The organism is Streptomyces sp. IBSBF 3136, assembly GCF_036815105.1.
Taxonomy (GTDB): Bacteria; Actinomycetota; Actinomycetes; order Streptomycetales; family Streptomycetaceae; genus Streptomyces.
The window spans coordinates 19229-44903 of sequence record NZ_JAJSZC010000039.1 but is presented as its reverse complement, the minus strand read 5'-3'; the positions used below and the strand labels follow the sequence as shown (position 1 = coordinate 44903).

At 73.7% G+C, this 25675-nt stretch carries 32 protein-coding genes and 1 pseudogene; 16 read left to right on the top strand and 17 right to left on the bottom strand.

The genetic code is table 11. From position 1 onward, the window contains the following. A pseudogene (locus V7E45_RS11500) lies at positions 1–238 on the bottom strand (cytochrome P450); the annotation flags it as partial. Positions 239–531: 293 nt separating this feature from the next. On the opposite strand from V7E45_RS11500, the gene V7E45_RS11495 reads away from it, so the two are divergent. Continuing rightward, positions 532–1164, top strand: coding sequence for a LysE family transporter (locus V7E45_RS11495; protein WP_333774009.1), 633 nt, complete (start codon positions 532–534; stop codon positions 1162–1164). 54 nt (positions 1165–1218) lie between these two features. On the opposite strand, the gene V7E45_RS11490 is transcribed toward V7E45_RS11495, so the two are convergent. Then, positions 1219–1677, bottom strand: coding sequence for a nuclear transport factor 2 family protein (locus V7E45_RS11490; protein ID WP_333774011.1), 459 nt, complete (start codon positions 1675–1677; stop codon positions 1219–1221). Positions 1678–1888: 211 nt separating this feature from the next. Here V7E45_RS11490 and V7E45_RS11485 point away from each other — a divergent pair, with 211 nt between their 5' ends. Continuing rightward, entirely contained in the window at positions 1889–2338 is a 450-nt protein-coding gene (locus V7E45_RS11485; RefSeq protein ID WP_333774008.1) for a nitroreductase family deazaflavin-dependent oxidoreductase, read from the top strand. Positions 2339–2441: 103 nt separating this feature from the next. Here the strand turns inward: V7E45_RS11485 and V7E45_RS11480 are convergent, their stop codons facing one another. Next, entirely contained in the window at positions 2442–3557 is a 1116-nt protein-coding gene (locus tag V7E45_RS11480; protein WP_333774007.1) for a cation diffusion facilitator family transporter, read from the bottom strand. Between the two features lie 99 nt (positions 3558–3656). Here V7E45_RS11480 and V7E45_RS11475 point away from each other — a divergent pair, with 99 nt between their 5' ends. Together V7E45_RS11475 and V7E45_RS11470 are read left to right on the top strand one after the other, a co-directional pair. Continuing rightward, positions 3657–4673, top strand: coding sequence for a glutathione S-transferase family protein (locus V7E45_RS11475; RefSeq protein WP_333774006.1), 1017 nt, complete (start codon positions 3657–3659; stop codon positions 4671–4673). A 28-nt stretch (positions 4674–4701) separates the two neighbouring features. Beyond that, a complete protein-coding gene (locus V7E45_RS11470) occupies positions 4702–5007 on the top strand; it encodes a DUF4235 domain-containing protein (RefSeq protein WP_333774005.1) in 306 nt (101 codons plus the stop codon). A 21-nt stretch (positions 5008–5028) separates the two neighbouring features. Here V7E45_RS11470 and V7E45_RS11465 read toward each other — a convergent pair whose 3' ends face one another. The 3 genes from V7E45_RS11465 to V7E45_RS11455 form a co-directional block, all read right to left on the bottom strand. Further along, a complete protein-coding gene (locus V7E45_RS11465; RefSeq protein ID WP_333774004.1) occupies positions 5029–5421 on the bottom strand; it encodes a VOC family protein in 393 nt (130 codons plus the stop codon). Positions 5422–5473: 52 nt separating this feature from the next. Further along, the gene (locus V7E45_RS11460) at positions 5474–5938 is read right to left on the bottom strand and encodes a pyridoxamine 5'-phosphate oxidase family protein (protein WP_333774003.1); all 465 of its coding nucleotides are present in this window, start codon (positions 5936–5938) and stop codon (positions 5474–5476) included. Between the two features lie 64 nt (positions 5939–6002). Beyond that, a complete protein-coding gene (locus V7E45_RS11455; protein WP_333774002.1) occupies positions 6003–6722 on the bottom strand; it encodes a TetR/AcrR family transcriptional regulator in 720 nt (239 codons plus the stop codon). Positions 6723–6881: 159 nt separating this feature from the next. Between V7E45_RS11455 and V7E45_RS11450 the strand changes: the two genes are divergently transcribed. The 4 genes from V7E45_RS11450 to V7E45_RS11435 all read left to right on the top strand — a co-directional run bounded on the left by V7E45_RS11450 (position 6882) and on the right by V7E45_RS11435 (position 11038). Continuing rightward, complete coding sequence (locus V7E45_RS11450) at positions 6882–8384, top strand: APC family permease (protein WP_333774001.1); 1503 nt, start codon at positions 6882–6884, stop codon at positions 8382–8384. 18 nt (positions 8385–8402) lie between these two features. Then, the gene (locus tag V7E45_RS11445) at positions 8403–10034 is read left to right on the top strand and encodes an amidohydrolase (protein WP_333774000.1); all 1632 of its coding nucleotides are present in this window, start codon (positions 8403–8405) and stop codon (positions 10032–10034) included. A gap of 81 nt (positions 10035–10115) precedes the next feature. Continuing rightward, positions 10116–10478 (top strand): DUF1304 domain-containing protein, encoded by a 363-nt coding sequence (locus V7E45_RS11440; protein ID WP_333773999.1) that lies wholly within the window; start codon positions 10116–10118, stop codon positions 10476–10478. Further along, positions 10475–11038: a TetR/AcrR family transcriptional regulator gene (locus V7E45_RS11435; RefSeq protein WP_333773998.1), complete on the top strand. Its 564-nt coding sequence runs from the start codon at positions 10475–10477 to the stop codon at positions 11036–11038. Before V7E45_RS11440 ends, V7E45_RS11435 begins: the two co-directional genes overlap by 4 nt. Positions 11039–11042: 4 nt before the next feature. Here V7E45_RS11435 and V7E45_RS11430 read toward each other — a convergent pair whose 3' ends face one another. Continuing rightward, positions 11043–11894 carry a hypothetical protein gene (locus V7E45_RS11430; RefSeq protein ID WP_333773997.1) on the bottom strand — a complete coding sequence of 284 codons (852 nt, stop codon included), beginning with the start codon at positions 11892–11894 and terminating at the stop codon, positions 11043–11045. Positions 11895–12118: 224 nt separating this feature from the next. On the opposite strand from V7E45_RS11430, the gene V7E45_RS11425 reads away from it, so the two are divergent. Continuing rightward, entirely contained in the window at positions 12119–12499 is a 381-nt protein-coding gene (locus V7E45_RS11425; protein ID WP_333773996.1) for an anti-sigma factor antagonist, read from the top strand. 37 nt (positions 12500–12536) lie between these two features. On the opposite strand, the gene V7E45_RS11420 is transcribed toward V7E45_RS11425, so the two are convergent. Continuing rightward, complete coding sequence (locus V7E45_RS11420; RefSeq protein WP_333773995.1) at positions 12537–13490, bottom strand: ribose-phosphate diphosphokinase; 954 nt, start codon at positions 13488–13490, stop codon at positions 12537–12539. Between the two features lie 264 nt (positions 13491–13754). On the opposite strand from V7E45_RS11420, the gene V7E45_RS11415 reads away from it, so the two are divergent. Beyond that, positions 13755–14417 (top strand): DUF4230 domain-containing protein, encoded by a 663-nt coding sequence (locus tag V7E45_RS11415; protein ID WP_333773994.1) that lies wholly within the window; start codon positions 13755–13757, stop codon positions 14415–14417. A gap of 14 nt (positions 14418–14431) precedes the next feature. Here the strand turns inward: V7E45_RS11415 and V7E45_RS11410 are convergent, their stop codons facing one another. The 6 genes from V7E45_RS11410 to V7E45_RS11385 are packed head-to-tail and all read right to left on the bottom strand — an operon-like array spanning position 14432 to position 18230. Beyond that, positions 14432–16198, bottom strand: a complete 1767-nt coding sequence (locus V7E45_RS11410) for a complex I subunit 5 family protein (RefSeq protein ID WP_333773993.1) — start codon at positions 16196–16198, stop codon at positions 14432–14434. Then, positions 16198–16545, bottom strand: a complete 348-nt coding sequence (locus tag V7E45_RS11405; RefSeq protein WP_333774010.1) for a sodium:proton antiporter — start codon at positions 16543–16545, stop codon at positions 16198–16200. The genes V7E45_RS11410 and V7E45_RS11405 overlap by 1 nt, the downstream gene beginning before the upstream one ends. A 10-nt stretch (positions 16546–16555) precedes the next feature. Further along, positions 16556–17296, bottom strand: a complete 741-nt coding sequence (mbhE, locus tag V7E45_RS11400) for a hydrogen gas-evolving membrane-bound hydrogenase subunit E (RefSeq protein WP_333773992.1) — start codon at positions 17294–17296, stop codon at positions 16556–16558. Beyond that, a complete protein-coding gene (locus tag V7E45_RS11395; RefSeq protein WP_333773991.1) occupies positions 17293–17553 on the bottom strand; it encodes a Na(+)/H(+) antiporter subunit B in 261 nt (86 codons plus the stop codon). Before V7E45_RS11395 ends, mbhE begins: the two co-directional genes overlap by 4 nt. Before the next feature lie 33 nt (positions 17554–17586). After that, positions 17587–18039, bottom strand: a complete 453-nt coding sequence (locus tag V7E45_RS11390; RefSeq protein ID WP_333773990.1) for a monovalent cation/H+ antiporter complex subunit F — start codon at positions 18037–18039, stop codon at positions 17587–17589. Next, on the bottom strand, positions 18036–18230 hold the full coding sequence (locus V7E45_RS11385; protein ID WP_333773989.1) for a hypothetical protein: 195 nt from the start codon (positions 18228–18230) through the stop codon (positions 18036–18038). Before V7E45_RS11385 ends, V7E45_RS11390 begins: the two co-directional genes overlap by 4 nt. A gap of 247 nt (positions 18231–18477) precedes the next feature. Here V7E45_RS11385 and V7E45_RS11380 point away from each other — a divergent pair, with 247 nt between their 5' ends. Next, positions 18478–19125 carry a VanZ family protein gene (locus tag V7E45_RS11380; RefSeq protein ID WP_333773988.1) on the top strand — a complete coding sequence of 216 codons (648 nt, stop codon included), beginning with the start codon at positions 18478–18480 and terminating at the stop codon, positions 19123–19125. Between the two features lie 98 nt (positions 19126–19223). Then, positions 19224–20456, top strand: a complete 1233-nt coding sequence (locus V7E45_RS11375) for a ricin-type beta-trefoil lectin domain protein (protein WP_333773987.1) — start codon at positions 19224–19226, stop codon at positions 20454–20456. Positions 20457–20465: 9 nt separating this feature from the next. Here V7E45_RS11375 and V7E45_RS11370 read toward each other — a convergent pair whose 3' ends face one another. Genes V7E45_RS11370 through V7E45_RS11360 form a run of 3 tightly spaced genes read right to left on the bottom strand, consistent with a single transcriptional unit; the run spans position 20466 to position 21732 of the window. Beyond that, positions 20466–20711 carry a hypothetical protein gene (locus V7E45_RS11370; protein WP_333773986.1) on the bottom strand — a complete coding sequence of 82 codons (246 nt, stop codon included), beginning with the start codon at positions 20709–20711 and terminating at the stop codon, positions 20466–20468. 44 nt (positions 20712–20755) lie between these two features. Further along, positions 20756–20890 (bottom strand): hypothetical protein, encoded by a 135-nt coding sequence (locus V7E45_RS11365; protein ID WP_333773985.1) that lies wholly within the window; start codon positions 20888–20890, stop codon positions 20756–20758. A gap of 38 nt (positions 20891–20928) precedes the next feature. Then, positions 20929–21732, bottom strand: coding sequence for an SDR family oxidoreductase (locus V7E45_RS11360; protein WP_333773984.1), 804 nt, complete (start codon positions 21730–21732; stop codon positions 20929–20931). 183 nt (positions 21733–21915) lie between these two features. On the opposite strand from V7E45_RS11360, the gene V7E45_RS11355 reads away from it, so the two are divergent. The 4 genes from V7E45_RS11355 to V7E45_RS11340 all read left to right on the top strand — a co-directional run bounded on the left by V7E45_RS11355 (position 21916) and on the right by V7E45_RS11340 (position 25274). Beyond that, entirely contained in the window at positions 21916–22956 is a 1041-nt protein-coding gene (locus V7E45_RS11355; RefSeq protein ID WP_333773983.1) for a PHP domain-containing protein, read from the top strand. Positions 22957–22997: 41 nt separating this feature from the next. Beyond that, a complete protein-coding gene (locus V7E45_RS11350; RefSeq protein ID WP_333773982.1) occupies positions 22998–23654 on the top strand; it encodes an HAD family hydrolase in 657 nt (218 codons plus the stop codon). A 309-nt stretch (positions 23655–23963) separates the two neighbouring features. Next, the gene (locus tag V7E45_RS11345) at positions 23964–24995 is read left to right on the top strand and encodes an SDR family oxidoreductase (RefSeq protein WP_333773981.1); all 1032 of its coding nucleotides are present in this window, start codon (positions 23964–23966) and stop codon (positions 24993–24995) included. Positions 24996–25022: 27 nt separating this feature from the next. Beyond that, positions 25023–25274, top strand: a complete 252-nt coding sequence (locus V7E45_RS11340) for a hypothetical protein (protein ID WP_333773980.1) — start codon at positions 25023–25025, stop codon at positions 25272–25274. The last annotated feature ends 401 nt before the right edge of the window (positions 25275–25675 follow it).

The window sequence follows — 25675 nt, the reverse complement described above, 5'->3', positions numbered from 1 at the left end:
AGCCGGGGCGGGTGCGGTCGGTGGACAGGCGGGGGTCGGCGAGCAGCGCGCGTGCGGTGGCGTGGCCGGTGACCATCCAGACCTGGCGGCCGTCGAAGAGGGTCGCGCGGGACAGGGCCCGTCCGTCGCGCAGCGGGTCGTAGCCGGTGGGCGGGTGGTAGGGGCAGGTGCGGTCCTGGGGGAAGGCGACGGGTTCGGCCGTGTTCGCCTGGCCGGTGATGTCCGTCAGTTCCGTCATCGAAAGACCTCGCAGACGAAGAGGTGCGTCGTGCCGATCTTCATTAGATGCCCGAGGCACCTATGGCACGACGGCAAGTTCGGCCAGATCGGTGATCGGCGTGAACTGGCCGGACGGCGTGGTCGGCGGGGGCGGGAACGCGCCGAAATTCGTTTGCCGCCGAGAGGGCGGCGGCCCCAGGATCTGGCCATGTCTCCTACGCACTCCATTCTGCCGCCGACCGCCACCGCCGTCCTTCCGGCGCCGGTCCAGCAGCAGCCCGGCCGTCCACGGAGGCCCGACGCCGCACGCCCGTGAGGGCCGCCCTGCTGGCGGGGCTGCTCGCCGGCTACGGCATCGCCGTGCCCGTCGGCGCGGTCGGGACCTATCTGGTCTCCCTCACCGCCCGCACCTCGCTGCGCACCGGCGCCTGCGCCGCCCTCGGCGTCGCGACGGCCGACGGCGTCTACGCCCTGCTCGCCGCGGTCGGCGGCTCCGCCCTCGCGGCGGCCCTGCGGCCGGTACTGGCCCCGCTGCGCTGGGCGTCCGCCCTGGTCCTGTGCGTCCTCGCGGTGTGGGGCGCGGCCGCCGCCCTGCGCCAGTACCGGGCCGCCCGGCTCGCCACGCGCCCCGAACGGCCGGTTCCGGGCGCGGCACGGACCTATCTCGGCCTCCTCGGGATCACGCTGCTCAACCCCGTCACGGTGATCTACTTCGCCGCCCTGGTGCTCGGCACCAGCACCGCGGACGCCGTACGGCCACTGGAGCGAGCCGTGTTCGTGCTGGCGGCCTTCGCCGCCTCGGCGAGCTGGCAGCTCCTGCTGGCGGGCGGCGGCGCCCTGCTGGGCCGCGCCCTCACCGGCCGCCTGGGACGGCTGGCGACGGCACTGCTGTCCAGCGGGGTGATCCTGCTGCTGGCGGCACGGATGACCATGTCCCCCGGCTGACCCCTGCCGGGGCCTCGGGGCAGGGGGGCGGCGCCGGCGCCCTGGCCTTCCGGGTCAAGGCGAACGCCGTCCCCCGGCCCCCGGGGCGAAGGCGCGGGCGACCGCGAGGCTGTCCTCGTAGACGTGGTGGCGTACGACCAGGCCGTCGTGGACGGTGAGGTGCAGGGCGAAACGGGCGGTGTAGGAGCGGCCGGTCGGTTCGGCCGTCTGGCGGATGACGCCGACCACCACCGCGTCCTCGCCGTCCACCAGGATGCGCTCGACGCGGGTGTCCGCCTTCTCCGGGACGTGGTGGGCGGCGAGCTCCCGGTAGTGGGCGACGGCGTCGGAGCGGGTGCTGCGGTGCCGGATCCAGGGGGTGTCGCGGCGGCCGTGCTCGTCCTCGGGCCAGCTCAGCCGCCAGTCGCCGTGCTCGGCGTACAGCTCACCGATCCGCTCGGGGTCGCCCTCGCCGATCCTGCGGAGCAGTTCCTCCACGACGGAGCGGGTCGGGAGGGTGCGGCTGGGGAACACTGCGGTCCTGCCCCCTTGCTCGGCCGGGTGCGTCGGGCGTGTGGTGATCACCACGGGAACCACTGTGCCCGAGGGACCCCGGGCGGCACGCCGACCCGCGCGGCGATCACCCGCGCGGGCGAACCGGCACGCGGTACGGATGATTTCCGGGGCACCAGACGTTGCTGAGGGCGGCAGGTCAGTCGCTGGACCGACGAAGGAGACGGAATCCATGCCACTTGAGGGCGAGTACGAGCCGAGCCCGACGCAGTGGGTGCGCGAGCAGGTCGAGCTGTACGAGAGCTCCGGCGGGACGAAGGGCACGACGCTGCGGGACACCGGGCTGCCGGTCATCGTCCTGACCACCCGGGGCGCGCGCAGCGGGAAGATCCGCAAGACGCCGCTGATGCGGGTGGAGCACGAGGGGAGGTACGCCGCGGTCGCCTCGATCGGCGGTGCCCCGAAGCACCCGGTCTGGTACTTCAACGTGAAGGCCGACCCACACGTGGAGCTGCAGGACGGCCCGGCCAAGCGGGACATGAGGGCCCGTGAGGTCACCGGCGCGGAGAAGGCCCAGTGGTGGGAGCGTGCCGTGGCCGCGTTCCCGCCGTACGCCGAGTACCAGGCGAAGACCTCCCGGGAGATCCCGCTGTTCGTCCTGGAGCCCCTCGACGAGAGCTGACACGAGAGCCGGCACGAGCACTGGTTCAGGCCGGGGAGCGGCTCCTTTCGGAAAAATCCGTGCCCGCCCGGCATGAACGCGATTCCGTACGGGCACCCGTGCGTCAGGCCCCGCCGCGTTCCCCCGTCGCGGCGGGGCTCTGTCGTGCCTCGCCCGCCGGCCGGTCGGTCACGTCGAGGAAGATCTGGTCGGCGGCCGGGACCGTACGGGTGATGGACCGCTTGATGCGCATGGAGACCTCCTCGACCCGCTCGCTGTCGAGGCCAGGCGCGAGGTCGATGCGGGCGGCCACCAGCATGGAGTCGAGGCCCATCTTCATCGTGAACAGCGCCTCCACGCTGTCGATTTCCGGCTGGGCGACCAGCAGGGACCTGATCCTGCCGCTCAGCTCCGGATCGGCGGCCTCGCCGATGAGCTGGTCGCGGGCGTCGCGACCGAGCCGGTAGGCGACGTACACCAGCAGCACGCCGATCGCCAGCGAGGCGGAGGCCTCCCACACGACCTGGCCGGTCACCATGTGCAGGGCCATGCCGATGATGGCGAGGGTCACGCCGACCACCGCCGTGCCGTCCTCGGCGACCACCGTGCGCAGCGCCGGGTCGCGCAGGCCGCTCTTGGCGCCGCCCTGCCGGTGCACCTGGTGCAGCGCACGGGCCAGGGAGAGTCCCTCGGCGAGCAGCGCCACGCCCAGCACGATCAGGCCCGCCACATAGCCGCTGAGCTTCTCCTCGGCCCCGTTGCGCAGCGCCTCGACGCCCTGGAAGAAGGAGAAGCAGCCGCCCATGACGAAGATCCCGACAGCCGCGAGCAGGGACCAGAAGAAGCGCTCCTTGCCGTAGCCGAAGGGGTGCCTGCGGTCGGCCGGCCGGTTGCTGCGGTGCAGCGCGGCCAGCAGGAAGACCTCGTTGAGGCTGTCGGCGACCGAGTGCGCCGCCTCCGACAGCAGCGCGGGCGAACCGGCGAGCACGCCGCCGACCGCCTTGGCGACGGCGATCACCAGATTGGCGCCCAGGGCCACCAGGACGGTGATTTTGGTGTGCCGGTCACCGGCCGGAGGGCTGCTCCCGGGCGGGGACGAGGATGCCCCTGCGGGCTGCGTCCCCGTGTCCTGGCCCGTGCTTCGGCCCGCGTCCGGCGCGCGCTCGCGCGCGCTCTCCGCAGAGGTCCTGTCGTCGGCCGTCCGTGCGGCCGTGTTCTGTTCCGAGGGTGTCCCGCTCACCTCCGCCGAATGCCCCTGCCCCGGCGGATCACACCGTGCCGACCGCCGAAAACGGGGAACGCGTCTCCCGGGAGCGTCCCGGCACGGTGAGGAGGAGACATGGGCGAGGACGGCAACAAGGCCTACGGCCACAAGACGTTCAACCGGTCCAGGAGCCACTTCACCGACCGGATCACCGCCGACGGCAGGGACGGCTGGCCCGTTGCGGCCGGGCGGTACCGTCTGGTGGTCTCCCGTGCCTGTCCGTGGGCGAGCCGGGCGGTGGTGTCGCGCCGGCTGCTGGGCCTGGAGGAGGCGCTGCCGATGGCGGTGGCCGACCCGATCCAGGACGACCGCAGTTGGCGTTTCACGCTGGACCCCGACGGGCGCGACCCCGTGCTCGGCATCCGGTTCCTGAGCGAGGCGTACGACAAGCGGGAGACGGACTACCCGGGCGGGGTGAGCGTGCCCGCCGTCGTGGACGTGCCCACCGGGCGGCTGGTCACCAACGACTACCAGCGGCTCACCCTCGACCTCGCCACCGAGTGGACGGCGCTGCACCGCGAGGGCGCGCCCGACCTCTATCCGCAAGGCCGGCGCGACGAGATCGACGCGGTGATGGCGGAGGTCTACGAGGACGTGAACAACGGCGTGTACCGGGCCGGGTTCGCCACCCACCAGGCGGAGTACGAGCGGGCGTGCACGGCCGTCTTCCGGCGGCTGGAGGCGCTCACCGAACGGCTGGCCGGGCAGCGCTACCTGGTCGGCGACACGATCACGGAGGCGGACATCCGGCTGTTCACCACGCTGGTCCGGTTCGACCCCGTCTACCACGGCCACTTCAAGTGCAACCGCTGGAAACTGGCCGAGAACCCGGTGCTGTGGGCGTACGCCAGGGACCTGTTCCAGACACCCGGCTTCGGCGACACGGTCGACTTCGACCACATCAAGCGGCACTACTACCAGGTGCACTCGGGCATCAACCCCACCGGCGTCGTGCCCCTCGGCCCCGATCTCTCCGGCTGGACCGCCCCGCACCACCGGGAGGAACTCGGCGGCCGGCCGTTCGGGGACGGGACGCCGCCCGGCCCGGTGCCCGAGGGCGAAGAGGTGGCGGCGCGCGGCCGCCCCGCATGAGAGTCCTCTGACGAGGAAGGAGTTCAGCATGGCGAACAAGAACAAGAAGAGGAAACTGCCGCTGGCCTACCAGCCGGTCGGCTTCGTGCTCAGCTGGGCCGGCGGTGCGCTGGCCGGCATGGCGTTCCGCAAGGCGTGGATGGCGATACGGCACGAGGAGGACGCCCCGGACGCGCTGGACCCGGACCGCGGCTGGGGCGAGATCCTGCTGGCGGCGGCGGTCCAGGGCGCCATCTTCGCGGTGGTGCGCAGCGCCGTCGACCGCACCGGCGCCAAGGCCATCGAGCGGTCGACGGGCGTGTGGCCGGCCGCCGACAAGGGCGGCCGGGACTGAGCCCGGGCGGAGCGGGGGCGCTCAGCCCTGCTTGGGCGCCATGGGCGGGACGAGGCGCAGGGTGAAGGAGTGGCCGGCCGGATCGGAGTAGCCGCGCTCCTCGTACGGGCCCGGCGCGTCGCGCGTCTCCAACGGCCGGCCGCCGAGCCCGACCACCCTGCGCTCGGCCTCGTCCAGGTCCTCCACCAGGAAGTCCAGGTGTGCCTGGAGGGAGTTCTCCGGACGGGGCCAGCTCGGCGGGGTCGCGTTGGCGTCCCGCCGGAAGGCGATCCGGAAGCCGTCGGCGCCCCTGATCTCCACCTGGTTGGCGCTCACGTCGGTCTCCCGACCGTCCAGGAACTCCTTGTAGAACTCGGCGAGTTTCTCGGGTTCGGCGCAGTCGAGCACCACGACGCCGGCGGTCACGAGGGACATGCTTCCTCCCGGGGATTCGTCTTTCCCCTGCGGATATCCCCGTCCGCCGGATTCAGTCGGCGACCAGCCACGCTCCGTCGCGCATCAACTCCCTTCCCTCCAGCTCGTTCTCCTCGCGCCAGGCCTGGACGCGCCGCGGGAGCACGTGGAAGTAGAGGTAGCGGGTGGTGAGCAGACGCGGGTCGAATCCGGTCTTGCCGGCGAACACCTCGGCGTCCTCCTCGGGGAGGTCCTCCGGGGTGACGGCCCGCGCGGTGCCCTCGACCATGACGACGTCGCGGGTCGGCCCGATGCCCAGCCGGACCCGGCCGGTGGCCACGAGGTTGCGGCCGGTGGGGCTCTCGGCCGCGGTGGCGATCAGCAGGGTGGCGCCGTCCCAGACGAACGACAGCGGGACGAGGTGCGGCGCGCCGCCGTCCGCGCCCGCGGTGGCGACCCAGGCGTCCACCTCGTGCTCCAGTCGGTGGAGGGTGTCCTTCTTGCGCTGACCCGCGGTGCGGGCGGGGGGCGGGGTCATGTCGTACGGCCTCCTCGGGACGGGTTCCACTCGTCCGACGTGCGGAACGCGTCCAGTGTGACCGTCAGCCTTCCGTCCGCGCACGGAAGGCGTCGAGGCGTGTCTGGGCGGCCGTCAGGAGCAGGTCGAGGGCGGCCGGGTAGGAGCTGTGGCGCATGGTGGCCATGAGGTGGCGCGCGGTGGCCGCGATGTGCGGGTGGGTACCGGCGGGCAGGTGGGCGTAGGTGGCCCGCCACACCTCGGCCTCGGCGTCCCGGGCGGGCTCGGGCAGGGCGGTGCCCGCGGAGTCCAGGGCGCCGAAGGCGACGGCCTGGTCGACGAAGGCGTGGTAGATCCGCACCGCCTCCGCGTCCGGGAACCCGGCGCCGCGCAGCGTGCCGATGATGTTCTCGACGGCCTGGATCTCGTGCGCCCGGCCGGTGACGCGGTGGGCGCTGAGCACCGCGGCCCGGGGGTGGGCGAGGGCGCCGGCGTGCATGCGCAGGCCGAGGTCGCGCAGGTCGGCGCGCCAGTCGCCGGTCGGCCGCCAGGCCCGCAGGGTGCGTCCGATCAGCTCGTCGGCGATGGCGAGCATCAGGTCGTCGGTATGGCGGAAGTACCGGTACAGGGAGCTGGGGTCGGCGCCGAGGGCGCGGCCGAGCCGCCGGACGGAGAGGGCGTCGGCGCCGTGCTCCTCGATCAGCCTGAGCGCGGTCTCGACGATCAGCTCCTCGGAGAGCACCACGCCCTGTCTGGTGGGGCGCCGGCGTCTGCGGTCGCCGGCCGGCACGACGCGTTCGGTCATGGAAGGCGCTCCTGACGGGGGGTGTCCGGCCGGGGTGTGCCCGCGCCCCGGTTGTGCCGGCACCTTATGACAACACTGTTGACCTGTGAAGCGGCCGGGCGGTTTCATCTGCGGTCACCGGGGCCGACCAGGCCCCCCGGTGCGAGCGGAGAGCCGGTCATGAGCAACGTCCCCAGCGGTGTGGATCCATCCGCGCCGCCCGAGCTGCGCAAATCCCTGAGCGTGCTGGACGGCGTCGCCGTCGCGGCGTCCAGCACGGCCGCGACCACCAGCATCGGCATCGGTCTCGGTGTGACGGCCGGGGTGGTCGGCCTGCGGCTGCCGGCCGTCATGCTGCTGGCCTTCCTGCCGGTCCTCGGCATCGCCGGGGCCTACTCCCGGCTGAACCGGGTGGAGCCGAACGCGGGCAACGGCTACGCGTGGGTGGGCCGTTCGCTCAGCCCCTGGCTCGGCTTCATGGTGGGCTGGGTCAACTTCACGGCGAGCCTCGCCTTCCTCGCGTACACCACGGCGGTCACCGGATCGGCGATGCTGCAACTGGCCGGGGACGCGGGCCTGCACCGGATCGGCTCGCTCGCCCTCGACCCGGGCTCGACCGCGCAGACCACGGCCGTGGGCATCGTCGTCCTGGTCCTGGTCACCCTCACCGCCGTGACCGGCGTGCGCACGGCGGCCAGGCTGCAGACCTGGCTGCTGGTCTTCGAGTACGCCGTGCTGCTCGGCTTCTGCGGGTACGGCATCGTCACCGGTCCGCACCCGTTCCGCCTGGCCTGGTTCGACCCGTTCGCCATCCCGTCGGCCACCGCGCTGGCGCAGGGCCTGCTGCTGTCGGTGTTCTGCTACTGGGGCTTCGAGGCCGCGTTCACCGTCAACGAGGAGGTGCGCGAGCCGCGGGACGCCTCCCGGGCCGGGATGATCACCCTGGTCACCATGCTCGGGCTGTTCCTGCTCGGCTCGGTCGCCTTCCAGCGGGTGCTGTCCGAGGACGAGCTGGCCGGGCACGGCGCGCAGGGGCTGGCGTACTTCGGCGACCGGCTGGCCGCCCAGCCGCTGGCCGCGCTGCCCCTGGTGGCGCTGATGTTCTCGGCCGTGGCCTCGCTGCAGGCCGGGGTCATCCCGACGGCGCGCGGCATGTTCGCCATGAGCCGGGACCGTACGCTCGGGCCGGTGTGGTCCAGGGTCAGCTCCCGCTACGGAACGCCCGCGGCCGGCACGCTGCTGGTCGGGGCGCTGGCCACGGCGGTGGCGGTGCTCGCCCTGGTGATCCCCCGGCTGGCCGACATGATCACGGCCACGGTGAACGCGGTCGGCATCGTCGTCTCGCTGTCGTACGCGCTGACCGCGCTCGCCGCCGCCGTGCGGTTCCGCTCCCTGCTGCGCGAGGGCCGGCGCCAGGGGGTGCGGGCGGTGGTCCTGCCCGCACTGAGCGCCGTCGCCCTGCTGGCCCTCGGCGGCTACCTCGGCTGGTCCTTCTACTCGTCCGCCGACCACTTCGAGGTCAGGGCGGACAACGGCTGGTTCCTGCTGCTCATGCCCGTGGTCATGATCGCGTCCGGGTTCGCCGTGGCCGCGTGGGCCAAGTGGGTGCGCAGGTCACCGTACTTCCGCACCGGCGCCGGTACCGACGCCGACTCCCGGCAGCTCCTGACCACCTCCGACTGACCCTTCAGGAAAGGCATCATGCACGCTGATCTGCTCTTCACCGGCGGCCCCGTCCTCACGCCCCGGGGCCGCACGGCGACCGCGGTGGCCGTGACCGGGGACCGCGTCATCGCCGTCGGGCACGACGAACTGCGGGACCTCGCCGGGCCGCGCACCGAGGTGGTCGACCTGGCCGGGCGGCTGCTGCTGCCGGGATTCCAGGACGCGCACGTCCATCCCGTGCCGGCCGGGCTCGAACTGACCCAGTGCGACCTGTCCGGGATCACCACGGCCGAGGAGAGCGTGGCCGCCGTACGGGCCTACGCCGAGGCCCACCCCGATCGGGCGTGGATCCTCGGCGGCGGCTGGTCGATGGAGGCGTTCGAGGGCGGTACGCCGACGCGGGACCTGCTGGACTCCGTGGTCCCCGACCGCCCCGTGTACCTGCCCAACCGGGACCACCACGGGGCCTGGGTCAACAGCCGGGCGCTGGAACTGGCCGGCATCGACCGCGACACGCCCGACCCGGCCGACGGGCGGATCGAGCGGGACGCCTCGGGCGAGCCCAGCGGCACCCTCCAGGAGGGCGCGATGCGGCTGGTCGGCGAGCTGGCCCCGGCGGCCACCGCGGCGGACCGGCTGGCCGCGCTGCTGCACGCCCAGCGGCATCTGCACGCGCTCGGCATCACCGCCTGGCAGGACGCGCTGGTCGGCGACTTCCTCGGCATGGACGACCCGGCCGGCGCGTACCTGACCGCGGCCCGGGACGGTTCGCTCACCGCGCGGGTCACCGGCGCGCTGTGGTGGGACCGGGAGCGCGGAGCCGAGCAGATTCCCGGACTCGTCGCGAAGCGGGCCGAGTTCAGCCACGGCAGGTTCCGCGCGGGCACCGTCAAGCTGATGCTGGACGGGGTCGCCGAGAACCACACCGCGGCGCTGCTCGACCCCTATCTGGACAAGTGCGGCTGTGCCACCGCCAACCGCGGCAAGAGCTTCCTCGACCCGGAGCACCTGCCGCGGTACGTGACGGAGCTGGACGCGCTCGGTTTCCAGTGCCACTTCCACGCGCTGGGCGACCGGGCGGTACGGGACGCGCTGGACGCCGTCGAGGCGGCCCGGGCCGCCAACGGGCCGAGCGACACCCGGCCGCACCTGGCGCACCTGCAGGTGGTGCACCCGGACGACGTGCCGCGCTTCGCCCGGCTCGGCGCCACCGCCAACATCCAGCCGCTGTGGGCCGCGCACGAGCCCCAGATGGACGAGCTGACGATCCCCTTCCTCGGCGCCGAACGGGCCGCGTGGCAGTACCCGTTCGGGGCCCTGCTGCGCTCCGGGGCGCGGCTCGCGGCGGGCAGCGACTGGCCGGTGAGCAGCCCGGACCCGCTGCACGGCATCCATGTGGCGGTCAACCGGGTGGAACCGGGCGGCGACGCGCCGGTGTTCCTGCCGGACGAGCGGCTGAGCCTGGCGGACGCGCTGACGGCGTACACGGCCGGGTCGGCGTACGTGAACCACCTGGACGACGGCGGGCGGGTGGCCGCAGGGGCGCTCGCGGACCTGGTGGTGCTGGACCGCGACCCGTTCGCCGGGCCCCCGGAGGCGATCGCGGAGACGCGGGTGGCGCTCACCTATGTGGGGGGCGAGCGGGTGCACGCGGCCGACAACGCCTGAGCGCCCCCGCCTGAGTTCTTGGACAGGTGTCCAGCTATCCTGGACACCTGTCCAACAAAGGGCGAAGGGGAGGGTGCTGTGATGGGGACCGTGGCGAGCGTGCTGGTGGGTCTGGTGGCCGCGCTGCACGCGTACATCCTGGTGCTGGAGATGTTCCTCTGGCAGAAGCGGCCGGGGCGCGGGGTGCACGGGTTCGACCGGGAGACGGCCCGGCTGACCGCGCCGCTGGCCGCCAACCAGGGCCTGTACAACGGCTTTCTGGCGGCCGGTCTCGGGTGGGGGCTCGTCGCGGCCGATCCGACCGGCTTCCGGGTCCGGGTGTTCTTCCTGGCCTGCGTCGTGGTGGCGGGCGTGTTCGGCGCCGCCACGGCCAACCGCCGCATCCTGTTCGCCCAGGCGCTGCCCGGCGCGCTCGCCCTGGCCGCCGTCCTCGCCGCGCGATGAGCCGGACCGCGCCCGGGGACCCGCGCGCCGCGCGGACCCGCGCCCGGCTGCGCGCCGCCCTGCTCGACGAGTGCGCGCTGCGCCCGCTGGCGGAGGTCGGGGTGGCCGCGCTGGTGCGCCGGGCCGGGGTCGGCCGGGCCACCTTCTACGTGCACTACGACGGCCTGGAGGCGTTGGCGGTCGACGCCTGCGCGGATGTCGTGCGGCAGGCGGTGGACGCGCTGCACGCCTGGCGCGGGCGGCCCGACCCGGTCGAGGCACCGCCCGCGCTGCGGGAGTTCTTCACCGGCCTGGCGCCGCATGCGGCCCTGTACCGGTCGCTGCTGGCGCCGGGCGGCGGCGGGCCGCTCGGCCGGGTGCTGCACCGGGACCTGCGGGCCCGCAGCCTCGCCGAGCGCGAATTGGCCGGCGCGGCGGACGCCCCGCTGGTCGCCTCTGCGGTGGCGGCGACCTTCGCGGGGGTGCTCGCGGACTGGCTGCACGGTCTGCTGCGGGCCACTCCCGAGGACGTGGCGGACCAGGTCTGGCAGTTGCTGGTCGCGCTGCACCGCAGCCGGTGACCGGTCACTTGCAGGCGACGCCCCGGGCGGCCCGCGGCCAGGCCTCCACGCCGGCGGAGGTGCGGATGTAGGCGGTGTCCCGGTCGGCGGTCAGCCACAGGTGCCGGCCGCGGCGGTGGTAGCCGGTGTCGCGGGCGTCCGCCGGCATGCGCACACGCTGCCGGTAGGGCGCATCGATCAGACCGTTCCGGCCGAAGACGCCCTTCGGGTCGCGGACGTACGTGCGCTCGCCGAGGGTGAGGAAGTGGACCGACTGCCAGTCGCAGTGCTCGGGGCCGGGGGAACCGCTGAGCCGCCGCACCGGCACCCGCTCCCCCGCGCGGTCCGTCCAGATCTCGTAGCCCAGATCGGCCGCCCACCGGCCGGGCAGCTCGGCGGGATCGCAGGCCGCGTTCGTCTCCGGGCCCCAACCGGGGCGGCCCTTCTGATCTCTGGCCACCACGACGGCCACCTTGGTGCGGCCCTTGACGTCGAAGGAGTACAGCACCCGGTCGGTCTCCTCGCGCTCGGCACGGTAGCCGTGGTCGGGCTGTCCGGGCTCGAACATGTCGAAGTAGAGCCGGAGCCCTTCCTCCGGTGTGTCACCGCCGTCCGACCGGCTCCAGCCGTCGGGGCCGCCGCCCTCGAAGATCTGCCCGTCGCACTCCAGTGCCCGCCCGGCCGCGCCGGACGCCGACCGCAGCGCGCGCGGGCCGCTGCCGTCGACGGCGCGGGTGGGGACGTGCAGGGGGCCGCGGTACGGGGACGCGGGAGGCGTGCCCTCGACCACCACGGGGGCCCCGGCGCCGTCGTCGCACCCCAGCGCCGCCAGAGCCACCGGCACCGCCATGGCCACGGCCACGAGTCCTCTGCGCATGTCCCACCCCTGTTCCCCGACTGCGGTTGCCCTCCTGCGACGCGCGAGGGGCGGGGAACGTTCAGGCGTTTTCCCGGCTTCGGGCACTGTCGTCCGTGTCACAGAGCGACACGGGGCGCGAAACTCGAAGACATATGTCAATCGAACATGCTCAAATTCCTTCTGTCGAGGGTAACTTGACGGTCGAGAACGGTTTCGGGGCGGGCGTGGGAGGTGGTGCCGTCGTGCAGCAGGAGCCCCCGCCGCCCACCCCGCACCTGCGCGTCCGCGAGGACCGCGGGCACACGGTGCTGGAGCTGCGCGGTGAGATCGACATCGCCGCGGCGGCGGAGATCATGCCCGCGCTCGACCGGGTCACCGGGCGGCCCGGCGCGCGTGTCGTGATCGACCTGCGGTCCGTCGAGTTCTTCGACTGCTCGGGTCTGCGCCTGCTGTACCGGGCCCGCGGCCGGGTGCTGGAGCGGGGCGGGCGGCTGCACCTCGTGTGCACCCACCCGCTGACGCTGCGCGTCTTCCGGGTCACCGGCCTGTCCCGGCTGCTTCCGCCGCAACCGACCGTGGAGGCGGCACTCGCCCGGTCGGAGGCCGCGTCCGGCTCGGCCTGAGGGCCTGCCGTCCGCCGTTCCGGGTGCGGTGCCGGCGTCAGGTGCCGTGCGGTTCCTCGAACAGGGCGCTGACGGATTCCCCGTTGTGGATCCGCCGCACCGCCTCGGCCAGGGCCGGGGCGATGGACAGGACACGCAGCTTGTGGGTGTGCTCGTCGTCCGGCACCGGCACCGTGTTGGTGCACACGATCTCCAGCACGTCGGACTGCTCACCCAGCCGCTTGAGGGCTCCGGCCGCGAACAGCCCGTGCGTGCACGCCACCCGGATCGAGCGCGGCCCCGACTCCCTCAGCCGCTCCAGGAGTTCGAGCACGGTGCTGCCCTTGGCGATCTCGTCGTCCAGCACGATCACGTCCCGGCCGGCGACGTCACCGATGACTGCGCTGATACTCACCCGGTCGTCCGGGAACCGCTGTTTGGCACCGGCCGCGACCCGCGCGCCGATCAGCCGGGCGAAGGCGGCGGCCTCCTTGGCGTTGCCGAGGTCGGGCGAGACGACCGTCGTGCGCGTCAGGTCGTACTGCCTGAAGTGCGCGGCCAGTTCGTGCAGGGCGTGCAGATGGTCCACCGGCACCGAGAAGAAGCCGTGCACCTGCGGCGCGTGCAGGGTCATGGCGAGCACCCGGCTCGCGCCCGCCGCCACCATCAGGTCGGCGACCAGCCGTCCGCCGAGCGAGATGCGGGGCGCGTCCTTCTTGTCGGACCGGGCGTAGGAGTAGTGCGGCATGACGACGGTGATCCGGGCCGCGGAGGCGCCCCGGGCCGCGTCGCACATCAGCAGCAGCTCGACCAGATGCTCCTGCACCGGTCTGACCAGCGGCTGGATCAGGAAGACGTCCCGTTCCCGGCAGTTGTCCTGGAGCTGCACCTCCAGACAGTCGTTGGCGAACCTGCTGACCCGGGTCGGGCTGAGCGGCACGCCGAGGTGTGCGCACACCTCGTGGGCCAGGTCGGGATGGGCACTGCCACTGAAGACGGCGATGTCTCGCACGATCCGCTCCTCGCATGATCAGTACGGGCTGGCGCCGGTCATGCTAGTGGTGGCACCGCTGCCACCAGCAGTTGTGAGCGGCGAAACGGGGCGGGACTGGCCCGATTGCACCGCGCTCCACGGCCGCCCGGCGGAGCGGCCGGTCGACCCCGTGACTCCCGTCCGTCCGCCCGGGTGCCTGCGTCATCGATGCGATTGCGCCGACTCCGCGGTCTGGCACGGCGTTCGGCGGGCATCCGGTCTCCAGGAAGGAGGGCCGTCCCCATGACGACTCCCGTCAGGCGCCCATCCCGGCGCATGCCCGCCTGGGCCAAGGTGGTGACCGCGGTCGTGCTGGTGCTCGTGGTGCTGTTCGCGGGCTTCGCCCTGGCCGTGGTGCCGAGCGTCAAGGAGCTGTTCGGCACCGAGTCGCACGACCGTTCCGGCCCCACACTGCTCAAGTCCATCCAGGACATGAGCCGTTACGATGCCGCGTCCGGCAACTTCCAGGTCGTCGTGGACCTGGACAAGGACGCCAGGTTCCTGCCCGACGCGATCCGCGGCAGCCGCACCCTGTACGTCGGGGCGGGCACCGTGGAGGCCTATGTCGATCTCGGCCGGATCGGTGAGAAGGACGTGAAGGTCAACGGCGACCGGACCTCGGCCACCCTCCGGCTGCCGCACGCACAGCTCGGCCGGCCGGCCCTCGACCCCGACCACTCCTACGCCGTGTCCAAGCAGCGCGGGCTGCTCGACCGGCTCGGCGACCTGTTCTCGGACAACCCCAACAGCGAGCAGGCGGTGCAGCAGCTCGCCGTGCGGCACATCGGCCGGGCCGCGAAGGACAGCGGCCTGACCACCCGGGCGGAGACCAACACCACGGAGATGCTGCAGGGGCTGCTGCACTCCCTCGGCTTCGAGGAGGTGCACGTCGCCTACGGGTCCTGACCCGCGCCCTCGGGTCAGCCGCCCAGCACCCCCGGCAGGGCCAGCGCGCCCAGCGCGGTGGCGCCGAACAGCAGCCAGGCCACGTAGTCGCCGACGTGGCCCGACTGCAGGCGGCGCAGGGGCAGCGCCCAGCCGGGCGTGGTCACCCAGCTCGGGCGGGTCACCGCGAGCGCGGCGAGCCCCAGGGCGATCAGGGCGGAGAGCAGGCCCAGCAGGATGCCCGCCGCCGTCCACTCGGCGGCGGCGTGGGCGCCGCCCGACCCGGCCTCGTTGACCGAGCGGGCCACCATCTCACCGAAGCCGGGGGCCAGTCCGGCGGCGAAGGCGGCCGCGAGCAGCACGGCGGGCACGGCCGTCATGGAGTCGGGGACGCGGCTCATGAGGCCGCTGGTCTCCGGCTCCTCGCCGGAACCGCTGGTCTCGTACGCGGCGTCCTTCGGACGCGGTCCGAGGCCGAGGAAGACCCGGGCGGTGACCCGCAGCACGGCGCCCCCCGTGATCGCGGACGCGACGACGAAGACCACGGTGAGCGGGCCGCCGACCGCCTCCTCGGCGACCCCCTTGCCGAGCGCCGTGGCGAAGGGCGGCAGCCCCGCGAGGGCGAGCCCGCCGATCGCGAACATCACCCCGAACCCGCGCATCGCGCGGGCCCTGCCGTGCAGGGCGTGCTCGTCCACGCTGCCGAACCGGTCGAGCAGGGCTCCGGTGCAGGCGAACAGGGCGGCCTTCACACAGGCGTGCCCGACGATGTAGAGGGCGATCCCGTCGTCGCCCTCGGGGGTCAGCACCCCGAGGCCGACGAGGAACAGTCCGGTGTGCGCGATCGTGGAGTAGGCGAGCAGCCGTTTGATGTGCCGCTGGTACCAGCACATGAGGGCGCCGATCACGGCGGTGAGGACGCCGAGCGTCACCAGGGCCCGGGTCAGGTCGGCGGCGGGGATGCCGCCGGGTCCGGCGAAGACGGTGGTGTACACGCGCCAGACGCCGTAGGAACCGAGTTCGACCATGACGCCGGACAGCAGCATGCACACCGGGGTCGGGGCGACGGCGTGCGCGTCGGGGAGCCAGAAGTGGAACGGCACGGCGGCCGCCTTCACCAGCAGCCCCGTCAGGACCAGGACGAAGGCGGCGAGGACGAGGGCGTCGGGCCCGCCGGGGCCGGCCGTGGCGTCCAGTCCCCGCCCGATCTTCGCCAGCGCCAGCTCGCCGGTGCGGGCGTACAGCAGGCCGAGGCCCATCAGCAGCGCGTACGCGCCGAGGGAGTTGACGACCCCGAAGGTCAGGGCCCCCTGCACGGCCTTGGGTTCGTCGATGCGGTAGCCGGTCAGGGCGTAGGCGACGACGCTCATCAGCTCGAAGAACACGAACGCGTTGAACAGGTCGCCCGCGATCGCGAAGCCGCACATGGCGCCCTGGAAGACCAGCATCAGTGCGGGGAAGGCACCGGCGTGGCCATGCGGCGGCTCGTCGAAGTAGCGCCAGGAGTAGGCGAGCGCCGCCAGGGTGAGCAGCGAGGCGAGTGCCGCCATGCCCAGCGCCGGGCCGTCACCGACCACCACGATGCCGACGCTCTCTCCGTCGGCCGGCCACCAGCCGCCGACCCACTCCACCAGGGGTGGCGAGGAGTCGAGGAGCAGCAGCAGGGCGAGGGCGGCGGTGCCGCCCGAGACCGCGAGGCCGGTGATCTCGGCCGCGGGCCGGGGCAGCAGCCGGCCCGCGGCCACCAGCAGGCCGGCGCCGAGCAGCGGTACGGCGACCAGCAGCGGGAGCAGGTGGTGCATCAGCCGCGCAGCTCTTTCAGTTCGTCGGGGTCGACCGTGCCGTGCCGTTTGGCGATCTGCAGGACGAGGGCGAGCAGCAGCGCGGTGACGGTGGCGCCGACGACGATGTCGGTGAGGGTGAGGGCCTGCACGACCGGGTCCACGACCGGCCGCGAGCCGGGCCTGATGTCGGAGAAGACCGGGGCGGTGCCTCCGTCGCGGTAGCCGACGGCCAGCAGCAGGATGTACGTGGAGGACTGGCACACGGCCAGGCAGCCGATGGCGTGGATCAGGTTCCGGCTGGTGGCGAGACCGTAACAACCCGTCAGGAAGACGTAGGCGGCGACCAGGTAGGGCAGGACGTGCATCACGGTCATGTCAGCTCCCCTTGTCCTCTGTGATTTCGACGGCCTGGTCGAGGAAGCTCGCGAGGAGCACGACGACCGCGCCCGCCACCTCCATGCCGACGGCCGCGTTCAGCACCGGGACGGTGCCGCCGGAGGACAGCGTGTTGAAGGTGCCGTAGGGCAGCAGCGTGTTGGCCAGGAAGGCGGTGCCGGCCAGGACGCCGGCGAGCCCGGTGACGAGGTAGCCGCTGACACAGAGCGCGTCGACGGTCGTGTACAGGCCGAGGGGGCGGACGCGTTCCAGGGCGCCGTAGTCGGCGCCCAGGTACAGCAGGTGCAGCGCGGTCGCGGCGACGACGCCGCCCTGGAAGCCGCCGCCGGGGCTGAGCTGGCCGTGGGCGATGATGTAGACGCCGGTGACCAGGGCGACGGGCAGCACGATCAGCGCGTAGCGGCGTACGGGCCGGACCACCTCGGCGGCTTCGGGCCGGTCGCGGTGTTCGTCGCGGGCCTGCCGCAGGAGCGCCATGCAGCCGAGGACCGCGGCGAACAGGATGCTGATCTCGCCGAGGGTGTCGTAGGCGCGCTGGTCGAAGTTGACGGCCGCGATGGTGTTGGCGATGTGCCGGCTCAGGGAGGCGCGCACGGCGCGGTCGCCGTACGGATGGCTCCGGCCGCCGAATCCGGGCAGGTCGAGGCAGGCGGCGACCAGCAGGGCGGCGATGCCCGCGCCGCCGACGGCGAGCACCCACAGCCGCAGCCGGCGGCTCACCGCGCGCCGTCCTCGGACCGGCCGCGCCGTCTGACCTTGCGCACCGACAGCATGATCAGCAGCGGGGTGAGCGCGGAGCCCACCGCGAGCTGCGACAGACCGACGTCCGGGGCCTGGAGCACGGTGAACAGGACGGCCAGGACGACGCCGAGCACGGAGAGCACCAGGGCCTGCCGGGCCGGTTCGCGCACCGCCACGGCGGCGGTGGCGGAGCCGGCCACCAGGAGCAGGGCGACGACGATCACGGCATCGGTCATGCCGCACCTCCCGCACGAGCGCGACGTGCCGGGTCAGCCACCGCGCACCCCCCGGAACCCGCCGGCCAGGGCGGACGAGGCGACCAGGTTCCCGCCGATCAGCAGGACGCCGATCACCAGCACCTTCACCATCGCCCGGCCGGGTCCGGTGGCCACGCACACGGCGACCACGGCCACCGCGCTCAGCGCGGCCGCGGTCCAGGTCAGTCCCCAGGCGCGGGGTGGGTCGTCCGCCAGTTCGTCGGCGAGCAGGCGGGCGAAGACGAGGGTGCCGATCGGGGCGAGCAGGGCCATCAGCAGGGCGAGGTCGACGTAGGCGGGGCGGGCGTAGCCCTGGGAGAGCAGCAGCAGGGCCGGGCAGAGGGCGGAGGTGATCAGGTTCTGGGCCGTGGCCCGGCGGGGCAGCGGCCCGGTGGAGACGCCCCAGAGGGCGGCCGTCCCGGCCACGGCCAGCTCGGCGGTGGCGGCGAGGATCCATCCGTTCACCGCCAGGTCACCGCCCGTCTTCCGGCCCGGGCCAGCAGGGCCGCGACGGCGGCGGCGCTCGCGCCGACCACACGTTCCAGGGTGTCGACGGAGGTGATGAACACCAGCCACAGCAGGGCCAGTCCGGCCCACCAGGCGAGGAGTTCGGCCGCTGCCAGGAGGACGGTGCGCGGGTCCGTGCGCCGGGACATCCGCCACCTCCTCGGTCCGATCCGCCCGCGCGCTGCCGCGAGCTCTGCCCGATATGCCGCTCGGGGCATCCAAGCACCGCCCGGCCTGTGAGGTGCGGCGGCACGCGGGCCCGGGGGCGGAGTGCCCCGGGAGCGTGAACGTGAAACCGGCGGTGTGCGCCCGCTGCTTGCGCCGGCGGCGGCATCTCGGGGCGCTCGGCGGGTAACCGCCCTTCGGGAACGGGGAAGTTGACGACTGGAGGACCGAATGGCCCGCACCGCCCTGCACCTGCCCGCGGCCTTGCGCCGCCCGACCAAGCGGGGCCGGGCCGGGGAAGCCCGCCCGAGGCGCGAGGGGACCGGGAAGCCGCGCCCGGCCGAGCGGTTCCGGACCGCGAAGGCCCGCCCGGACCGGAAGCGGGCCGGTCAGGCCCGTCCGGAGCCCGGACGGCACACGCTCGCCCTCCCCCTCCGGCTGCTGGCCATGCTGGTCGCCTTCGCGTTCATGGTGGCGTTCGCGGTGATCCTGGCCCGGCTCACGCTGCAACCGTCACCGGCGTCGGTGGCCCTGACGCACAGCAACCTGCACCCGGGCCGCTCGCTGCGGGCCTACGTCGACCACGGTCAGTTGCGGGACACGGTCAAGCAGATCGGCGGCAACGTGCTGCTCGGCGTCCCGTTCGGGGTGCTGGTGCCGGTCCTGGCGCCCCGCGCGCGCGGCATCCTGCACGTGGTGGCCCTCACGGCCCTGGTGATGCTGATGGTGGAGCTGGTCCAGGGGGCACTGATCACCGGGCGGGCCTTCGACATCGACGACGTCATCCTGAACACGACCGGCGCGCTGCTGGGCTGGCTGGTCCTCGGACGGCGGCTCGGGCGGGCGGTGCACGCGCGCGAGCCGCGGCCCGCCGACTGAGCGATCGTCAAGAGGTGGTCCGTACCAAGGTATTGACGCTCCGCTTATTTCACTTCTTAAATCAAGAGGCATCATCCCCCCACGCCGAACGGAGAGCCATGGCCTCCCCACGCCTGCTCCGCAGATGCCTCTTCGCCGCCCTGTCCGCCGCGCTGGTCGGCTCCGTCGCCGCCGGCCCGGCCCGGGCCCAGACCCCCGCGCCGGCGGCCGCGGCCGCCACCACCTTCTCCGACTCCTTCGACGGGCCGGCCGGCTCCGCCGTCGACTCCTCGAAGTGGACGCTGGAGACCGGCGACAACGTCAACAACCACGAGCGGCAGTACTACACGTCGGGCAACAGGAACGCGGCCCTCGACGGGCAGGGCCACCTGGTGATCACGGCCCGGAAGGAGAACCCGGCCGGCTACCAGTGCTGGTACGGCAGCTGCCAGTACACCTCGGCCCGGCTGAACACGGCCGGGAAGTTCAACGCGCAGTACGGCCATGTCGAGGCCCGGATGAAGATCCCGCGCGGGCAGGGCATGTGGCCCGCGTTCTGGATGCTCGGCACCCCGGTCGACTGGCCGACCTCCGGGGAGATCGACGTGATGGAGAACGTCGGCTTCGAACCCTCCACGGTGCACGGCACGATCCACGGCCCCGGCTACTCCGGATCGGGCGGCATAGGCGCCGGCTACTCGCTGCCGGGCGGGCAGGCCTTCGCGGACGCCTTCCACACCTTCGCCGTGGACTGGGCGCCCGGCTCCCTCACCTGGTCGGTGGACGGCAACGTCTACCAGCGGCGCACGCCCGCCGACCTGGGCGGCCGGACGTGGGTCTTCGACAAGCCGTTCTTCCTGATCCTCAACCTGGCGGTCGGCGGCTACTGGCCGGGCGACCCGGACGGCTCCACCCCCTTCCCCGCGCAGCTCGTGGTCGACTCGGTGTCGGTGACGACGAGCGACAGTGCGACCGGCGTACCGATCCGGGGGCTGGCGGGCAAGTGCGTGGACGTGGCCGGCGCGAACCCCGCCAACGGCACCCCGGTCCAGCTCTACGACTGCAACGGCACCGCCGCCCAGTCGTGGACCGTCGGCTCGGACGGCACCGTACGGGCGCTGGGCAAGTGCCTGGACGTCACCGGCAACGGCACGGCGGACGGCTCGACCGTGCAGCTCTGGGACTGCACGGGCGGCCCCAACCAGAAGTGGGCCGTCTCGGCGGCGCACGACATCGTCAATCCGCAGGCGAACAAGTGCCTCGACGTGACCGGGAACAACCCGGCCAACGGCACCCGGCTGCAGATCTGGAGCTGCTCCGGCGGCGCCAACCAGAAGTGGACGGTCGGCTGAGCCACCGGCTCAGTGCAGCGTCCAGGTGTACTTGCCGCCTCCCACCCAGCGCACCGCGTCCGGGTCGTCCAGGTCGTGGATGGGGATGCCGTGGGAGGCGGCGGCCTCCAGGACGTCGGTGACGGTCCTTGCCGCGCCGATCACCTCGCCGTCGATCTCCATGATCCTGAACGGCGGTTCGCCGTGCCTGCCCGGACACACCCCGAGCACCTGGACCCGCGGGTGGGCGATGTGGGGAACTCCTTGTTCGGTCATGCAATAGAGCCTAGAACGCCGGGCGGGCGGACGACTCGTCCGCGTCAGCCGTCCAGGAGGCCGAGCACCGCCGCCTCCACCGCCCCCTGCGTGGCCGGACGCCCGAAGTCCCCGTGTTCCCCCGGCCGGGCGAGCGCGGGGGCGATTGCCACGTCCTGCTCGACGAGAACACGGACCATCCGCGTGCCGCCCTCGGGTGCGCGGTCTCACGGCCGGCTCAGGGACGACGCCAGTCGTCGCTCGTCAGGTGCGAGCCGGCCTGCGGGCCCATGCGGAGCATGCCGCCGTCCACGCTCCAGGAGGCGCCGGTGACGTAGGAGGCGTCGGGGCTCGCGAGGAAGGCGATGACGGCGGCGACCTCGCGGGCGTCGCCGGGCCGGCCGAGGGGCACGCCGGGGCGCCGCTCGGTGTGCGGGTCGACGTCCTCCTGGCCGGTCATCGGGGTGGCGATCTCGCCGGGCGCCACCGCGTTCACGGTGATGCCGTGCTCGGCGAGCTCCAGGGCCATCACCTGGGTGAGCAGGCCGAGTCCGCCCTTGGCCGCGCAGTACGGCGCGGCGCCCACCCGGGGCTGGTGCTCGTGCACGGACGTCACGTTGACGATGCGGCCGCCGCCACCCTGCCGGATCATCTGCCGGGCCGCCTTCTGCCCGCACAGGAAGGGGCCGACGAGGTCCACGTCGAGCACCCGGCGGACGTCGTCGAGGGTGAGGTCGAGGTACGGCGTCATCGTGCCCGTACCCGCGTTGTTGACCAGGACGTCCAGCCGGCCCAGCTCGGCGCACAGCTCGTCCACGGTGTCGGCGGCGCCGGGAAGCCGGGTGAGGTCCAGGTGGGCGACGGCCGCCCGGCGGCCCGTCGCGCGGACCTCCTCGGCGGTCTCCCGGGCGCCCTTCTCGTCGGTGTGCCAGGTGATGCCGACGTCCAGTCCCTGCTCGGCCAGCCGTACGGCGGTGGCGCGGCCGATGCCGCTGTCGCCACCGGTGATCACGGCGGTTCGCTGCGTGTCCGGTACGGGCATGACACAGCTCCTCGGATGGTCGCTCGGACGGGTCTCCGCAGTACCCGGGGGTGTCGACGGCAAACCGCGGGTCGGGGGCGCGCGGGCCGACGGGGGCCCGGGGCCCCGCCGGGCGCGGACGGATCGTGGGCGGCCAGGTGGTTCCGCGCGCCGCTCGTGGGTGCGGGTGCCACGCTGGGGGGCATGGATCCCGTCGCCGCCCTGGACCGGATCGCCTTCCTGCTGGAGCGGTCGCTGGCGCCCGGCTACCGGGTGAAGGCCTTCCGCACCGCCTCCCGGACGCTGGCCGCGCTGCCGGACGGCGAGGTGGCGGAGCGGGTGTCGGACGGGACGCTGGAGTCGCTGAAGGGGGTCGGCCCGAAGACCGCGCAGGTGGTGCGGGAGGCCCTGGCCGGGCAGGTCCCCGGCTATCTGAGCAAGCTGGAGGAGGAGGCCGACGCGCGCGAGACCACCGGCCCCGGCGCACAGCTGCGGGCGCTCCTGCGCGGGGACTGCCACACGCACTCGGACTGGTCGGACGGCGGCAGCCCGATCGAGGAGATGGGGCGGGCGGCGATCGGGCTCGGCCACGAGTGGACGGTCCTGACGGACCACTCCCCCCGGCTGACCGTCGCCCGGGGCCTGTCCCCCGAACGGCTGCGCGAGCAACTGGACGTGGTGGCCGCGCTGAACGCGAGCTGGGCGCCGTTCCGGCTGCTCACCGGCATCGAGTGCGACATCCTCGACGACGGCTCGCTGGACCAGGAACCCGAACTGCTGGAACGGCTGGACGTCGTGGTGGTGTCCGTGCACTCCAAGCTGCGGATGGACGCACCCTCGATGACCCGCCGGATGGTGGCCGCCGTCCGCAACCCGCACGCGGACGTCCTCGGCCACTGCACCGGCCGGCTGGTCACCGGCAAGGGGCGGCCCGAGTCGGAGTTCGACGCGGACGAGGTGTTCGCCGCCTGCGCCGAGTCGGGCACGGCCGTGGAGATCAACAGCCGTCCCGAACGGCTCGACCCGCCCAAGCGGCTGCTGCGGGCGGCCGTGGCGGCCGGGGTGCTGTTCTCGGTCGACACCGACGCGCACGCCCCCGGCCAGCTGGACTGGCAGATCCTCGGCTGTGCCCGCGCCGAGGAGTGCGGGGTGCCGGCCGAGCGGGTGGTGACCGCGTGGTCCGCCGAGGAACTGCTGGCCTGGACCCGGGAGGGCCGGGTGCCGGCACGCGTGGCGGCTTCCTGACGTGGTACCCGACACCGGAACGGGAGAAAGGACCTAGCGGGATGGACCGTGCCGCCGTCTTCGACGTCGACGGAACCCTCGTCGACACCAATCATCTGCACGTCGTGACCTGGTGGGAGGCGTTCCGGCAGGCGGGCCACCGGGTGCCCATGCACGCCGTGCACCGGGCCGTGGGCCTCGGCTCCACCGATCTGATCGCCCATCTGCTGGGCGACGACCGCGACCAGGAGCAGGACGCCACGCTGAGCGCCGCCCACAAGGCGCTGTACGGCCAGTACTTCGACCGCCTGCCCGCCCTGCCGGGTGCCGGTGACCTGCTGCGCCGGCTGCACCGGGACGGCTGGCGGGTGGTGCTCGCCACCTCCGCGAGCGGCGCCGAGCTGGGCGCGCTGCGCCGGGCGATCGACGCCGACGACGCCATCGACGGCACCGCGAGCGCCGACGACGTGGAGCGGGGCAAGCCCGCGCCGGAGCCCGTGGAACACGCCCTGGAACTGGTGGGGGTGCCCGCCTCCCGCGCGGTGTTCGTCGGGGACACCGTGTGGGACATGCGCGCGGGCGGCAAGGCCGGGGTGCACTGCGTGGGCCTGCTGTGCGGCGGCGTCCCACGGGCCGACCTGGAGGAGGCCGGGGCGCGTTCGGTGTACGCCGATCCGGCCGACCTGCTGGATCGGCTGGCCGACAGCCCGCTGGCCTGAGCGTCGCCCAGGGTGAGCGAGGTCACGGGGCACGGCTGGAACACCCCAAGTCGGTTGCCCGTTGAACGAGCCGTGGATGCGGGCGGGACCGTGTCCCCGGGCCTCACCTTCAACCCACCGGGAAGATCGTCCGGCCGAGGCCCTGTGGAGCCCCTCGCCGCGAGGCGACCGCCGTCCGCGCCCACCAGTTGACCGCCCCGGTCGTGATTCCCCCGTCGCGGCCGGGGCTTTCCCGTGCCGCCGCCGTGTGCCCGCGCCCCGCACGGGTACCCGGCGGGTCCCCCGAAGCCCCGCGGGAAGGAGCCGAAGGTGAGCAGCGCAACGGGCAGCAGGGTCGTGGTCACGGGCGCCACCGGCAACGTCGGTACGAGTGTGGTGCGCCTGCTCTCGGAGGACCCCGGGATCAAGTCGGTACGGGGTCTCGCGCGGCGCAGGCCCGCATGGTCCCCGGCCAAGGTGGAGTGGGGCTCGATCGACCTCTCGTCCGAGACGGCGAACCTGGCCGAACGGTTCGAGGGCGCCGACGCCGTCATCCATCTGGCCTGGGCGTTCCAGCCCACCCACGATCCGGTCGCCACCTGGCGGACCAACGTGCTGGGCGGCATCCGGGTGTTCGAGGCGGTCGCGGCGGCCCGGGTGCCGGTGCTGGTGCACGCCTCCTCCGTGGGCGCCTACTCGCCCGGCCCCAAGGACCACGCGGTGGACGAGTCGTGGCCCACGCACGGCTGGCCGGACGCCGCCTACTGCCGGGAGAAGGCCTACCTGGAACGTGTCCTGGACACCTTCGAGCGCGACCATCCCGAGGTGCGGGTGGTGCGGATGCGCCCGGCGTTCCTGTTCAAGTGGGAGTCGGCGAGCGAGCAGCGGCGGATCTTCGGCGGCCGGTTCCTGCCGGGCCCGCTGGCCCGGCCCGAGATGCTGCCGTTCCTGCCGGACGTCCCCGGGCTGCGGGTGCAGGCGCTGCACACCGACGACGCCGCCGAGGCCTACCGTCTCGCGCTGCGCTCGAAGACCGCCCGCGGCGCGTTCAACCTCGCCGCCGATCCACCGGTCGACGCGGCTCTCCTGGGCGAGATGCTCGGCACCCGCCCGGTGCGGCTGCCGCGCACGGCGGCCCGCTCGGCGATCGCCGCGGCCTGGGGGCTGCGGCTGCTGCCCGCCTCCCCGCACCTGTTCGACGCGGTCCTGCGGCTGCCACTGATGGACTGCGCCCGGGCGCACACCGAACTCGGTTGGCGCCCGCGGCGCACGGCGGACGAGGTGCTGCGGGAGTTCCTGGAGGGCCTGCAGAAGGGCGGCGGAATGGATACCGAACCGATGCGGGGCCGCAAGGTCGGCTGAGCCGACGCCGAACAGAGGAGGAAGCCCATGACCGCACAGCGCGACCCCGAGAGTGGTCAGCCGGCGCGCCCGGTCCCCCGTGACCTGCCGGACCAGCAGGCCCGCCCCGGCGGGGACCCGTGGGACGCGGCCTCGCGCCCCACGCCGGGGGCCGAACCGGCGACGGACGAGGAGGACACGGAACGGGACGTGCCCGACACCGACGAGGCCGGCAGCGGCCCCCGGGGCGCACCGCCCAGCCCCACGGACGAACCGACCCCGCAGGAACCCACCGCCTGAGCCGGGGCGGCGCGGCTTCGCGGCGCTGCGTGTCACGTCGTCGGCGGCGTCACGGGCGTGACCCGGTACGCGGCCGACCGCCCGGTGTCGGTCAGAGCGGCGCCGCGGCCTCGGCCGGAGGCGCGGACGACCGCCGGCCGCGAGACGCACCGGTGAGAAGCCCGCCCGGGCCCGGCCACCGCCCCGGTCCACTCAAGCTTGCTGGCGCCAGTGCAGGTGACCTCGCCGCCTCGGCCCGGCGCGCGACCGCCGCCTGGCGAAACACGCCCGCTGGAAGCCCACCGGGCCAGCCGCCGGATCCGGTCCGCTCCGGCTCGCCCAGCGCCGGTTCACACGGCTTCGTGGCCTCGCCCGGATGTACGGCGGACCGCCGGCCGCCCGGCGAGGCACACCCGTGAGGA

Excerpts from the sequence above, each read along its gene's own strand:
- V7E45_RS11365 (WP_333773985.1), bottom strand. The coding sequence starts at position 20,890 with ATGGTCCGTGTTCTCGTCGAGCAGGACGTGGCAATCGCCCCCGCGCTC.
- V7E45_RS11380 (WP_333773988.1), top strand. The coding sequence starts at position 18,478 with ATGGCCCGCACCGCCCTGCACCTGCCCGCGGCCTTGCGCCGCCCGACC.
- V7E45_RS11415 (WP_333773994.1), top strand. The coding sequence starts at position 13,755 with ATGACGACTCCCGTCAGGCGCCCATCCCGGCGCATGCCCGCCTGGGCC.
- V7E45_RS11440 (WP_333773999.1), top strand. The coding sequence starts at position 10,116 with ATGGGGACCGTGGCGAGCGTGCTGGTGGGTCTGGTGGCCGCGCTGCAC.
- V7E45_RS11450 (WP_333774001.1), top strand. The coding sequence starts at position 6,882 with ATGAGCAACGTCCCCAGCGGTGTGGATCCATCCGCGCCGCCCGAGCTG.
- V7E45_RS11355 (WP_333773983.1), top strand. The coding sequence starts at position 21,916 with ATGGATCCCGTCGCCGCCCTGGACCGGATCGCCTTCCTGCTGGAGCGG.
- V7E45_RS11375 (WP_333773987.1), top strand. The coding sequence starts at position 19,224 with ATGGCCTCCCCACGCCTGCTCCGCAGATGCCTCTTCGCCGCCCTGTCC.
- V7E45_RS11395 (WP_333773991.1), bottom strand. The coding sequence starts at position 17,553 with ATGACCGATGCCGTGATCGTCGTCGCCCTGCTCCTGGTGGCCGGCTCC.
- V7E45_RS11385 (WP_333773989.1), bottom strand. The coding sequence starts at position 18,230 with ATGTCCCGGCGCACGGACCCGCGCACCGTCCTCCTGGCAGCGGCCGAA.
- V7E45_RS11350 (WP_333773982.1), top strand. The coding sequence starts at position 22,998 with ATGGACCGTGCCGCCGTCTTCGACGTCGACGGAACCCTCGTCGACACC.
- V7E45_RS11405 (WP_333774010.1), bottom strand. The coding sequence starts at position 16,545 with ATGCACGTCCTGCCCTACCTGGTCGCCGCCTACGTCTTCCTGACGGGT.
- V7E45_RS11465 (WP_333774004.1), bottom strand. The coding sequence starts at position 5,421 with ATGTCCCTCGTGACCGCCGGCGTCGTGGTGCTCGACTGCGCCGAACCC.
- V7E45_RS11340 (WP_333773980.1), top strand. The coding sequence starts at position 25,023 with ATGACCGCACAGCGCGACCCCGAGAGTGGTCAGCCGGCGCGCCCGGTC.
- V7E45_RS11455 (WP_333774002.1), bottom strand. The coding sequence starts at position 6,722 with ATGACCGAACGCGTCGTGCCGGCCGGCGACCGCAGACGCCGGCGCCCC.
- V7E45_RS11445 (WP_333774000.1), top strand. The coding sequence starts at position 8,403 with ATGCACGCTGATCTGCTCTTCACCGGCGGCCCCGTCCTCACGCCCCGG.
- V7E45_RS11370 (WP_333773986.1), bottom strand. The coding sequence starts at position 20,711 with ATGACCGAACAAGGAGTTCCCCACATCGCCCACCCGCGGGTCCAGGTG.
- V7E45_RS11475 (WP_333774006.1), top strand. The coding sequence starts at position 3,657 with ATGGGCGAGGACGGCAACAAGGCCTACGGCCACAAGACGTTCAACCGG.
- V7E45_RS11360 (WP_333773984.1), bottom strand. The coding sequence starts at position 21,732 with ATGCCCGTACCGGACACGCAGCGAACCGCCGTGATCACCGGTGGCGAC.
- V7E45_RS11460 (WP_333774003.1), bottom strand. The coding sequence starts at position 5,938 with ATGACCCCGCCCCCCGCCCGCACCGCGGGTCAGCGCAAGAAGGACACC.
- V7E45_RS11435 (WP_333773998.1), top strand. The coding sequence starts at position 10,475 with ATGAGCCGGACCGCGCCCGGGGACCCGCGCGCCGCGCGGACCCGCGCC.
- V7E45_RS11485 (WP_333774008.1), top strand. The coding sequence starts at position 1,889 with ATGCCACTTGAGGGCGAGTACGAGCCGAGCCCGACGCAGTGGGTGCGC.
- V7E45_RS11430 (WP_333773997.1), bottom strand. The coding sequence starts at position 11,894 with ATGCGCAGAGGACTCGTGGCCGTGGCCATGGCGGTGCCGGTGGCTCTG.
- V7E45_RS11410 (WP_333773993.1), bottom strand. The coding sequence starts at position 16,198 with ATGCACCACCTGCTCCCGCTGCTGGTCGCCGTACCGCTGCTCGGCGCC.
- V7E45_RS11470 (WP_333774005.1), top strand. The coding sequence starts at position 4,702 with ATGGCGAACAAGAACAAGAAGAGGAAACTGCCGCTGGCCTACCAGCCG.